This is a genomic window from Clostridium brassicae (assembly GCF_026738875.1).
GTDB classification, from domain to species: Bacteria; Bacillota; Clostridia; order Clostridiales; family Clostridiaceae; genus Clostridium_H; species Clostridium_H brassicae.
In genome coordinates this window covers 22,046-34,685 of sequence record NZ_JAPQFJ010000017.1, presented here as the reverse complement: position 1 = coordinate 34,685, position 12,640 = coordinate 22,046, and the positions used below count along the sequence as shown (strand labels likewise).

The following is a 12,640-nucleotide window of genomic DNA, read 5'->3' as shown; positions in this document are numbered from 1 at the left end:
TTTAAGTTCACACTTTAAACTCATTAATAATATTCTGTAATTCCTGTGCAATGTGTGCTAATCTTTCACTAGCATTTGCTATTTTCTCTATACTTAATGACTGCTCTTCTATAGATGCTAAAGATTGTTCTGTTCCCGCTGCATTTTCTTCTGCTATTGCTGATAAATTTTGCATTATTTCTACAAGCTTATCTTTATTTTGATTCATAACTCCCGCTGATTCATTTAACTTTTCTATAACATTATTAGTAACTTCTATAGAAGATGCTATTCTATCAAATTTTTCTTTTGTTTTTCCTACACTTTCTGATTGTGCCTCTGATATTCCTTTTACTTCTTCTATTATATCTACTGCATTTTGAGATTTTTCTTTTAATTCTTCTATTACCTTTTTTATTTCCTCTGTAAAGTTATTAGATTCTTCAGCTAGTTTTCTTATTTCTTCCGCTACTACTGCAAATCCTTTTCCATGTTCACCTGCTCGTGCTGCTTCAATTGCTGCATTTAAAGCTAATAGATTTGTTTGTTCTGCTATTGATTGAATCATAATACTAGCTTCTTCTATCTTTTCTGCACTTTTATTATTACTAAGTATAGTTTCATATATATCTTTTGATGCATCATTACTTTCTTTTGTCTTTGAAATAAGGTCTTTTAATATACTAAAGCCTTCTTCCTTTTCTTTTTCTATATTTTTTGCTGCATCATTTAATTCTTTTACGTATTCTTTATTTTCTTCTAGCAATCTTTCCATATCTTCTACACTTAAAGCTGCTGTTTCTGTATCCTTTGCTTGATTTCCTGCACCATTTGCTATATCTTCTATAGTCTTTGCTACTTCTTGAGCAGCTGTAGCTGATTGTTGTGATGTAGCTGTTAGTTCTTGTGAAGAAGCAGATACTTGTTGTATTGTTGAAGAAGTATTTTGAATAAATTCTCTAATATTTTTTTCCATCTGCACTATAGCATTTACCATATTTCCTATTTCATCCTTGTTATTTATATATTTTAAACACGGATGGTTTTCATCATATATAAAATCAAGTTTAGCTAATTTATTCATTGCAGTTGTTGTAGCAACAATTGGTTTTGATATAGTCTTACTAACAAAATAAGTAATTATACCTCCTATTGTTATTATTATTATAGATAATATAAGAATAATATTTCTAATGTCTTGTACTTCACTTAATGCCTCAGATGTTTCTACTCCAAATACCACAGTCCACGAAGTTCCTTCTATAGGAGAAAACCCCACTGAGTTTTTTATTCCTTTATAACTATAATCTCCATTACCAACTTCTTTCTTTGAAATTATATTTTGTATCAAATCTGCTAAACTTTTAAAAGCTGTATCTTTTTTTGCAATTTCTATAGTATTACTTTGCTTTAAAACAAGTTCTTTATTAGCATGTCCAACTGTTGTTCCTTTATCATTTATAATAATCCCGAATCCTGTTTGTCCATATTTAATTTTACTAATAACATCATTTAAAAAAGTTCCTTCTCTTACCCCATAAAAAACTCCATAAATTTTACCATCTTTTACAACAGGTGATGCAACAACAGCTATTGGTTCTTTTGTTACACCACTTATAATAACATCTGATATAGCTGATTTACCTGAGATAGCTTTTTGATAATAATCCCTATCTTTAACATTTACAGTATCCCTTTGTTTATTAAATACAGTAGCATTCCCATTTTTATCAGCAAAAGCAAAGCGCATATATCCAGCTCTTTTAGCTTCTTTTTCAAAATAAGCTACCTTTTCCTCCCAAGGAATATTCTCATTAATAATTTTGTCATCCTGCGCTATAGCTTCTATATAAAATATTTGACCATCAACCTTAGATTTTATATAATTGGCTTTTTCCACAGATAAATTTTTTAAGTCCTTGTAACAATCCTTAGTTAAATTATTGCTAACAATATTCATACATATAACTCCTAATCCTACTGTTAAAGCAAATATAACTAATGTAAATATAACTATTAATTTGGTTTTTAATGATTTCACATAACATCTCCCCTTTTAATCTTATATTTTTTAATCATTCAACCATTTTGAAAATTTTTCATTCCAAAAAATATTAAAATTCTTTATATTTTGCGTATTTTGTAAGAATGCTTTTTTCAACAATATTATTGATACCATTATATCTTATATTTATATTTTTTTCTATAATATAGAATTATATATAATTATTCATAAAAAAATTTTATTAAATCAAGATTTTATTACATATTCTATTTTATTTAGGTAATTTATCGTGAAATAAAACATAAAATACTATTTATTTTAAATTATTACCGAAAAATAGACATATTTTTAAATAAAATTATTTATTTTGTATTTTTTCTAATATATAATATAAATAACATAAAATAGTTTGACAAAAACCTTATTTAAAAGGTAAAACAACTTAAGATTTACCAATATGAAGGAGGGAAAAGGTATGCATGTTAAAAACGTTATCAAAAAAAGTATTTTTGTCAAAATGATGTTGTATATACTTACAACAGTATTCGTTGTCTTTGTAGTTTCTGGTATTTTTTTAGAATTAAAAACTAAAGATATTGTAACCAAAATGAATTATGAAAACCTTTTGACAGAAGCTAAATCTGCCGCTAATCAGAACAACGAGTTCTTTAAAAAAAATGAGGTTTTAGTAAGACAAATGGCTACAAATCAAGATGTTATAAAACTTATGAATGATGCAAAGACTAAAGACAAAATTCGAAATCATCCAAATTACAATGATGTAATACTCTCTTTAAAACAAATAAAAGAGACGGACAAAAATGTTTCTTTAGTATGGATTGGATTACATGATGCCAGCTATTTAGTTACTCAAGATCAGTGGGACTCTCCAGCAAATTGGATTATCAATGAAAAAGATTGGTATAAGGAAGCTTTAAAATTAAAACCTGAAGAGGTACTCTATACGGAACCTTATGTAGATTCTGTAACCGGAAAGATGGTAATTAGTATTATAAAGGTGATATATGACAAAAAAGGAACTAGTTTAGGGGTAGTTGGTGTTGATATACTCCTTGATGAATTACCTAATATAATGGGTAAATATAAAATCGGTGAAACTGGATTCGTGTTTCTAGTAAGCAAAAAAGGTGAATTAGTATATCATCCTTCAAAAGAAATGGTTTTAAAAAATAATATAACAAAAGAAAATGGAGGAATGGGTGAAATCGGGAAAAATATGGTTGCTCAAAAGCAAGGTACAGGAATATATTCTTATAAAGATCAAAATAAATATGTAGGTTATTATCCTGTATCATCTAACGGTTGGTCTGTTGCTGCAGTAATAGATCAAAGTGAGTTTAATAAAAAAATTTCTATGATAAGAAACTTACTTATTATTTGCTATGTAATAGGCGCAATTATTATTGCAGCATTAATCTTCCTAATAGGAAAAGCTATAGTAAAACCTATTAAGGCTCTTGAAAAATATGGACACAAAATGGCAGATTTAGATTTTACCAAAGATATATCAAAAGAGTTAGTTGAAAAGGAAGACGAAATTGGATTATTAGCAAGAGCTTTTAATAATATTACTGTAAATTTAAGGGAGTTTGCTAAGAAAACTTTAGAAAACGCAGAACATGTAGCAGCTTCATCAGAAGAACTTACCTCTACTAGCCAACAAACTGCAGAAGCAGCAAATGAAATTTCTAAAACTATGGAGGAAATGGCTAACACTGCAGAAACTCAGGCGAAACAAACCGAAAATGGTGCTATGAATATAAATGAGCTTGGAGAACTTATTTCAAACGATCAACAGATTATGGTTATCTTAAACAATTCAATAGAAAAAGTAGACTCTTTAAAAAATGAAGGAATAACTACATTAAAAAATTTAGTAACAAAAACTAGGGATAGTGAAAATATATCAAAGGAAGTTTATAAAATTATTATTGATAGCAATAATAGTGCAGAGAAAATTGAAGCAGCTAGTGAAATGATAAAAAATATTGCATCTCAAACTAACTTACTTGCTTTAAATGCAGCTATTGAAGCAGCTAGGGCAGGTGAATCAGGCAAAGGTTTTGCGGTAGTCGCAGATGAAATTAGAAAATTAGCGGAACAGTCTAATGCCTTCACAGACGAAATTGCTTTAGTAATTAAAGAACTAGCAATTCAGATGGAAAAAGCAGTTCAAAGTATGGAAAAAGTAAGTACTAATACAAAAGAACAAACTAAAAGTGTTGAAAATACAAATGAGAAATTTGAAGGTATTGCAATGGCCATTGATGAAATGAAAAAAGTAGTAGAAGAGCTAAATAAATCAGGTAATAATATGAAAGACAAAAAGAATGAAATTATTACAATGATTGAAAATCTATCTGCTATTTCAGAGGAAACTGCCGCTGGGACAGAAGAAACTGCAGCTGCAGTAGAAGAACAAAATGCTTCTATTTCAGATTTAGCTAATGCTAGTAATTCTTTAGCCAAACTAGCAGAAGACATGCAAATAGATGTATCAAAGTTTAAATATTAAAAATTAAAAACACTGATAAATAGACTTGATTAGCGAAACTTAATCAAGTCTATTTATATATTATTTAAAGCAACCCATTCATTCAAAATTTATCTTTAATTACTTGACTATTAAACTTTTCTAAAAATTTCTTAATTCCTTGAAAGGTTTCTTCGCTAATAATATGTTCAACTCTACAAGCATCTTTTTCAGCTACCTCTTCACATACCTTTGCTATTTCAGCAAAAAATTTAGTTAATACCTGATGCCGTTCATATATACCTTCTGCTTTTTTACGTCCCATATCAGTTAAACTTATATACCCTTTACTATCCATTTCAATATATTTAGATTCTTTTAACAACCCTACTGCATGACTAACACTTGGTTTGCTAAAATTAAGTTCCCTTGCAATATCAATAGATCTTACACTACCATTTTTATTCTGTAATATTAAAATTGTTTCTAAATAATTTTCCCCTGATTCGTACATAATTATCCTCCACAATATTATATTCTTTGCTACAAAATATATTTTTTACAAATTAATAATTGTATTTACTATGATATAACATTTAGATATATTTTTCAATTAATTCACCATTTCCCATTATATAAACCTATCTTCTAAAATAAAAAACAATCTTAGATAATTATTAATTAGTGTAAGCACTCAATATTATTGTGAATTTTGTACCTTCACTTTCTTTACTTTCTACATGTACATATCCGGAATGTAATTCCACTATATTTTTTACAATAGTTAATCCTATCCCCTTACCTTCTATATCATTTCTACTTTTATCTCCTCTATATAGCCTTTCGAATATAAAAGGTTTATCTTCTTCACTAATGCCTCCCCCATTATCCTTAATTTCTACGACTATATTTCCTTTATATTTAAATAATTTAACTCTTACAAAACCATTGATTTTATTAAATTTAATAGCATTAGATATTACATTTATAAACACCTGTTTTAATTTATCTCTATCACCTATAGTCTCATAGTTCTTATCTTTTTTTACATCACAAATTATATCAATGTTTTTATTTTTAGCTATCATGTTGAACTCATCACAAATAGATAATATAATTTCATTAAGATCAATTTTTTCAAAATTAAGCTTTATACTTTTACATTCAAATTCTTTAAGAATATCTAAACTTCCAAGTAAATTGGTAAATCTAATAACTTCATCATTAAGATATTTTAATCGTTCAGTAGTTATTGGAAAAATCCCATCCACCATAGCTTCTAAATTATTTTGTAATACATTTAAGGGAGTTCTAATTTCATGAGACACATCTGATAATAATCTCCTTCTTAGCATATCTTGGTATTTAAGTTTTTCTCCTAATATATTAATACTAGTTCTTAAATTTTCTAGCTCTTCAATATTACTTTTAGTAGTAGATCGAAATTTAAAATCTCCTCTTGACAATTTCATAGACATATTAGCAACTTCTTTAACAGGTTTGGAAAATTGCTTTGAAAAATATATACTTATTAAAAATATTATCAATACAGTAAATAAGCCACTTGCAATAATTCCTTTATTAATATCATATTTAAATGTTAAATCTTCTTCTGAAAATAGTACTGACGTATATTGTCCAACACTTATATATCCAACAATTTTTCCATTATTTTTTATTTGAAAATTTTTAGTTTCATAAACACCTTTATCTTTACTTTTCATATGTTGTAAACTTTCTTTATATTTAATATCATTAGGATTCATTCCCCATACTACATTTCTATTACTATCATATAAAGTTACACAATAGTTACCCATATAAGCTTCATGCATAACTTCGACCCCTGAATTTGTTGTCCATTTTCCATCTTTCTTATATACTTGTTCAAAGTATTCAACAATTCTTAAATTCCTTTTATCTTGTATATCTGATACATATTTATTGAATTTATTATTTACTGTTAAATTAACAATAATAGAAGCTAAAAAAATTCCTATGATAGAACATGAAATTAATAATATAGTGACTTTTTTTCTAATTGTTATCATTTAATTTTCTCCAATAAATTTATATCCTACTTTTATAATAGTAGTTATATATTTAGGATTTTTAGAATCCTCTTCTATTTTTTTTCTTATATTTTTTATATGTGCATCAACGGTTCTATCAAATCCATCAAAATCTGATGAAAATACTTTTTCTATAAGCTGTTCTCTTGTTAGCACTTTTCCTTTATTTACAGCAAGAGTATACAAAATATCAAATTCATTCGGTGTTAAATTTACTTGCTCTCCTTCTACTTTAACCTCTCTAGCACTCTTATCAATTGTTAAATCCCCATTATTAAACACTAATTTATCATATTTAACCTCTGAATTTAACCTTCTAAATAAAGCATTTACTCTAGCTGTAAGTTCTCTTGGACTAAAAGGTTTTACTAAATATTCATCTGCCCCCATATTTAATCCTTCAATTCTGTCTGTCAATGTCCCCTTTGCTGTAAGCATAAATATATTAACATTTGAAATACTTCTTATCCTTTTGCATACTTCTTCACCACTTATATCTGGAAGCATTAAATCTAAAATTACTAACTTAAATTCTTTAGATTTAAATATTTCCATCGCCTCAATTCCTTTATAAGTGCAATAAACTTTATAACCTTCTTTTTTTAAATAAGCTTCTATTACATCTGCTACACTCTTTTCATCTTCAATAACTAAAATACTATTATTCATTTTGTTTCCCCTTAAAATATATTTATTAATTAAAAAATTCAATAATTTTAAAATGATATATCTAATTTTAATTATACAATTTACTAAACCATTATTATAGTTTATCTCATATTTTATAATTTTATATAGCATATAAAAAACATATTCTCCAAATAGAAAGAGAATATGTTTTTATTATTATCTACAACATGAAGCTCCTTGTACACAACATTGTGCATTTTGTATACAACATGGTTGCACTTCGGTATTAGATATATTATTAGATTCATTGTTCGTATTTGTGTCCCCTTGTAGCAAATGCTGTAAAAGAGGATGCTCCTAATATCCCAGCTCCAATAATTAATACTAAAAATTTATTTTTCATTTGTATTTCCTCTTCATATTATCAATTTACACCCCAATCATATCAAAATATTTTGAAGGCTTTATGAAGATACTACATTGTTTAGCATATATTACTTTCGTATATTGTGTATAAAATTCATTTTAGTATAGACTCTTTATTATTTTTGTTGTGTGATTTTTTTGTCTCCTACAGGATTCATTCCGTTAAATGTGATATTCCTAACATCTGAAAAACATAGTCCTATCATTCCTTGAATTGTAACAGTGGCACCAGGGCTAATATTCTGCCAGTTACCAGATTTTATTGTAACTGTTGTAAAATCTCCATTATCTTTTAAAGTATACTGTCCTCCCCAAGAAGATTTATATAATGCTGATTTTGGTAAGTCAAAGGATACTTCCCAACCGCCTTTGATTTCTTTATCTGTATAATTTGTAACCTTTATACTATAAGTATAATTTGGGTGATCATAACTACCATCAAAATTTACCGAAACATTTAGAGGTTCTAAAGAATTATTAGAATCATCTGGTGTTTTATTACATGACCCCATATTAGTTAAACCATTACTTAATCTCTTAGTTAAAGTATCTCCAAATGTATATTTTCCCTTATTTATGTCACTTGAACCTTCAACGTAGTTAGGATTTAATCCATAATCACCATTCATAACCCAAATCAAAGCTCCACCAAGATTTTTATTTTTGATATATGCTAATCTTTCATCAATAGACTTTTCATTTTCAAAAGATAAGAAAACTTTTTCTTGATTTTGCCAAACATATGGAACCTTCTCTACATCATCCCAATATACTTTTAAGTTAGGGTCTTTTTCCATAAGGTTTAATACATGCCATAATGGATTAGCCCCTGCTGGATCCAACTTCCCATCATTGTCTAAATCATCTCCCCAAACATTATACTTACCAGTTGCAGGAGTTTTGCTTGATCCATGAAGTCCGTTTTTACCTCCCTGTACATTCTCCCATCCTCTAGTATAGTATGGTATTCCCATTAATATTTTTTCAGGTGGTAAAACACCTCTGTAATATCTATAAGCCCAATCCATACAAAGTGTTGGCATAATTTGAGTAGCAGTTTCCCTGTCTGCTGGATCTGGATAGATCCCTGCTAAATTTTCCACATATTCATTCCATCCACCATGATAGTCATAGGACATAACACTTAAAAAATCTAAATATTTAGCATATGTGTTGTCTTTAACCCCACCAAGTACCCAAGGTGATGCTGTAACCGCAGCTGATAATAGATAGTCTTTATTATCCTTCTTAGAAGCTATATCTATTTTTTCTCTCAATGTTTTCATGAATATATTATATCTTTCATTCAATTTAGCTCTTCTAGGCTCGGACAAATCAAAGTCTGCTGGATTTCCTGACTGACTTGTTGAAGATGGATATTCAAAATCAATATCAACACCATCAAAATTATACTTTCTTATAAAATCAACACAAGAATCTGCAAATGTATTAATTCCTTCATCTGTGTCTATCATTGTATAAAACCCTCTACTTCCAGCCCATCCACCTACCGATATAAGTAAATTAACATTAGGATACTGTTTTTTCATAGTTTGTAGTAGATTAAAATGTCCTTTGTATGGAAGATTAGAATCTAATTCTATCTTTTTCCCTTTATATGACAAATCATAATTTTTAAAATCTTCTTCTAATGCTGCATGTTCGTCCCCTAATTTGATTTTATTTGTAGATGGATCCACCATTGCAAATGAATATTGAATATGAGTTAAAGAGTCCCATTGCAAATTGGTTACATTAAAATACCCTTGAGCCTCGCTCTTATATGCCCATTCTGGAAAATATCCAATTAATTTTCTTTTTAAATCCTTGCTAACGATTTCTCTAACTTCATTTCTAGTATTTTTATCTTCAATGTTCTTTGCTTGTACCTTTGTTGTAAAAAGAGATAATGAGAATGTAGCTGCCATAAAACCTGCTACTAATTTCATTAATTGATTTTTTATCATACTGTACCCTCCTATTTTATTTGTACAGTACAATAATATGATGATTTTTTTATTTTATTTCTAAATATAGATTTTTTTATAATATTTATTTTTAAAAATTTTATGAATCTGTTTAACAGAGGGAAAAATATCCTCTATATTTGATATAACTTATTATAACTATGAATCACTCATCATATTGAAATTACCTGAATTACATCCTACAGAACCACCCATAGACTCATGCATTTCTATCATTTCTTCTCTACTAATACCTTCCATCATATCAGCCATATTTTCATAACCATTTTTCCTCATAAATTCAATCATATTTTGATAATCTTCATCTGTCATATTATCCATAAATCTATTCATAGCCTCATAATCATTATTTTTCATATAATCAACCATGTTTTCATATCTATTTTTTGTCATAATATTTTTCATATCATTAAATGTTTTGTTTTCTTCTTTTTCAATTTTATCTTTTTCAACTTCATCCTTTTCAATTTTATTTTTTAGCACTTGTGTACTCTTTATATTATTATTAGTACTATTAACAGTATTAGCGTAAACCAAACTTGTTGTTAAACCTCCTACAGTCAATATTCCTGATAGCATTAATACTACAAATTTTTTATTCATAATCTGTACCTCCTAAAATATTATTTTTGATATTCTATTATTCTAATTATTGTGTGTCTCTTTTTTACAATTTCATTATAGTAAAGAATTATGGAGCAATTAAGGAGATTATATTTAGAATATTATTTTTACTAAAATGTTTTCTTACAAAATAATTTACCACTAAAAGTACATAAGCTTAACTATTAAAATCTTCATATCTATACATAAATCAGTTCTTTGGAAATTTAATTGTAAATACAGTTCCATTTCCTAGTTTACTTTTAACATCTATAATACCTCCGTGTGCCTCTACAAATGCTTTTGTTATGGTTAATCCAATTCCTGTACCACCAGTTTCCTTATTTCTTGACACATCACTTCTATAAAATCTTTCAAATATATGAGGTAGGTTTTCTTCTGAAATACCTAAACCATTATCCTTAACTTCAATAACCAAATATTCTTTTATATGTTTTAGTGATACTTTAACAGTTCCTTCATCATCTATAAACCTATAGGCATTTGAAATTAAATTATACATAATCTGCTTTAACTTATCTCTGTCCATTTTAACATATGAGTTTGGAACTACTTTAGAAATAATTTGTGCTCCTTTCTTATGAAATGATGGTCTGAATGATTCTATTACCTTTTCTATTTCACTAGATATATTAAATTTTGTTTTATTTAAATTCAGGTTTGTTTCTTCTAATCTAGCAATGTTCCTTAAGTTTTCAACTAACTTTATCATTCTTTCAATCTCTTCATAATAACTTTCAAATCTCTCCTTAGTAGGCTCCCATATTCCGTCTATCAATGCTTCTATATGAGTTTTTAAAGTTGTAAGAGGCGTTCTAATTTCATGGGCCATATCTGATGTAAGTCTTTTACGTAATCTATCCTGCTGCTGTAAAGTTTCTGCTAAATAATTTATAGAATTTGATAACTCACCTATTTCTTTAGTATTTGTTTTTATATTAACACGTGCCTCTAAATTTCCATGTCTCATTTCATTCGAGGCTTCTGTTATTTTCACTAATGGCGTTGCCAATTGTTTAGCAATAACAATACTTATACATAATCCTATAATTAGTGCTATAAAAATTGATACAAAGAAGGATTTATTCAATGTATACTTAAATTCTAACCCTCCTGAAGTTAAATTTGATACTCCAAAGTATCCAATTATAATAGTGCCAATCTTACTTCCATTTTTATTTAAATCATATATTTCTTCTATATATTCACCTAACTTTAAATTAGAAGTGTTAGGCATCATAGATTCCATCATTTTTTTATGATAAAGATTCATAGTATCTGTAGCTAAAATACGTTTATTAAATTTATCTCTAACCTCTATATATAAATCTTCTAGCGCAGCATATCTAAAGATTTCTGATGTATTTAAATCTGAAAAACCATTTTGTTCACTATATAATTCTGAAATAATTGACCTTATTTTATTAACCTTAGTTTCGTGCTCATCAACTAAGTACTGATCAAATTTTTTATCAATCATGTAATTTGAAATCAAACCAGTTATTGATATAGAAATTGTTATAGCAAGTAAAACTCCTAACGATAGTCTCTTTACTAGAGTCATTTTATTGCTCTCCTTCAAATTTATATCCAACACCATAAACAGTGGATATGTATTTATGCTCTTTTGAATTTTCTTCTATCTTCTTTCTAATGTTTTTTATATAAGTATCAATATTTCTATCAAACCCTTCGTATTCTATACCAAAAGCTTTTATAACTAACTGCTCTCGTGTAAACACTTGACATGGGTTAGTTAATAATGCCACAAGAACTTTAAATTCTTTTGGAGTTAAAAATACATACTCTCCTTTTTTCTTTACTTTCATTCTTTTTATATCAATCTCTAAATCCCCATTATTAAAAATCAAATATTCTGCCATTGGATTTTTGTCACGATAAGCTCTTCTTAGTAAAGCTCTAACCCTTCCTACTAATTCTCTAGCACTAAAAGGCTTTGTTACGTAGTCATCTGCTCCTATGGCTAACCCTTCAATTTTATCATCCTCATCAACTTTGGCAGTAAGCATAATTATAGGTATATCCGAAACTGCCCTAATTCTATTGCATACTTTCTCTCCTGAAATTTTGGGTAACATTAAATCTAATATAATTAAATGAAACTCTTCATTTTTAAATAACTTTAGCGCCTTCTCACCATCTTTAGCAGTTACAACTTGAAATTTTTCTTTATTTAAATAAGCTTTTACTACTTCTAAAATTTTTTCTTCATCATCTACAACTAGTATTCTTTTTATTTCCTCCATATTTTCACCTCTTCTATAGTTAAAAAATTTCCCCTTTAATTCTATTATGATTAACTTACTTATTTTTATAATAAAAGCTAGAGAAATTAATCCCTAGCTGATATTTTTTTGGCTTTTTCAAAGTTTTCATTCTCTCACTGCTTAATTTTATCAAT

Annotated in this window: 9 protein-coding genes; 1 reads left to right on the top strand and 8 read right to left on the bottom strand. The window is 27.6% G+C overall.

The genetic code is table 11. The features are described from left to right. Window positions 1-7: 7 nt before the first annotated feature. A complete protein-coding gene (locus OW729_RS14805) occupies window positions 8-2,020 on the bottom strand; it encodes a methyl-accepting chemotaxis protein (RefSeq protein ID WP_268062326.1) in 2,013 nt (670 codons plus the stop codon). Between the two features lie 439 nt (window positions 2,021-2,459). Between OW729_RS14805 and OW729_RS14800 the strand changes: the two genes are divergently transcribed. Further along, a complete protein-coding gene (locus tag OW729_RS14800; RefSeq protein WP_268062325.1) occupies window positions 2,460-4,520 on the top strand; it encodes a methyl-accepting chemotaxis protein in 2,061 nt (686 codons plus the stop codon). A gap of 82 nt (window positions 4,521-4,602) precedes the next feature. Here OW729_RS14800 and OW729_RS14795 read toward each other — a convergent pair whose 3' ends face one another. The 7 genes from OW729_RS14795 to OW729_RS14765 form a co-directional block, all read right to left on the bottom strand. After that, window positions 4,603-4,992 (bottom strand): metal-dependent transcriptional regulator, encoded by a 390-nt coding sequence (locus tag OW729_RS14795; RefSeq protein WP_268062324.1) that lies wholly within the window; start codon window positions 4,990-4,992, stop codon window positions 4,603-4,605. Window positions 4,993-5,155: 163 nt separating this feature from the next. Continuing rightward, on the bottom strand, window positions 5,156-6,529 hold the full coding sequence (locus OW729_RS14790) for a sensor histidine kinase (RefSeq protein WP_268062323.1): 1,374 nt from the start codon (window positions 6,527-6,529) through the stop codon (window positions 5,156-5,158). After that, window positions 6,530-7,219 (bottom strand): response regulator transcription factor, encoded by a 690-nt coding sequence (locus OW729_RS14785; RefSeq protein ID WP_268062322.1) that lies wholly within the window; start codon window positions 7,217-7,219, stop codon window positions 6,530-6,532. A 503-nt stretch (window positions 7,220-7,722) separates the two neighbouring features. Continuing rightward, entirely contained in the window at window positions 7,723-9,573 is a 1,851-nt protein-coding gene (locus tag OW729_RS14780; protein WP_268062321.1) for a glycosyl hydrolase family 18 protein, read from the bottom strand. Between the two features lie 159 nt (window positions 9,574-9,732). Continuing rightward, on the bottom strand, window positions 9,733-10,197 hold the full coding sequence (locus OW729_RS14775) for a hypothetical protein (RefSeq protein WP_268062320.1): 465 nt from the start codon (window positions 10,195-10,197) through the stop codon (window positions 9,733-9,735). Between the two features lie 211 nt (window positions 10,198-10,408). Next, window positions 10,409-11,782: a sensor histidine kinase gene (locus OW729_RS14770; RefSeq protein WP_268062319.1), complete on the bottom strand. Its 1,374-nt coding sequence runs from the start codon at window positions 11,780-11,782 to the stop codon at window positions 10,409-10,411. Window position 11,783: 1 nt separating this feature from the next. Then, window positions 11,784-12,485, bottom strand: coding sequence for a response regulator transcription factor (locus tag OW729_RS14765; RefSeq protein WP_268062318.1), 702 nt, complete (start codon window positions 12,483-12,485; stop codon window positions 11,784-11,786). Between the last annotated feature and the right edge of the window lie 155 nt (window positions 12,486-12,640).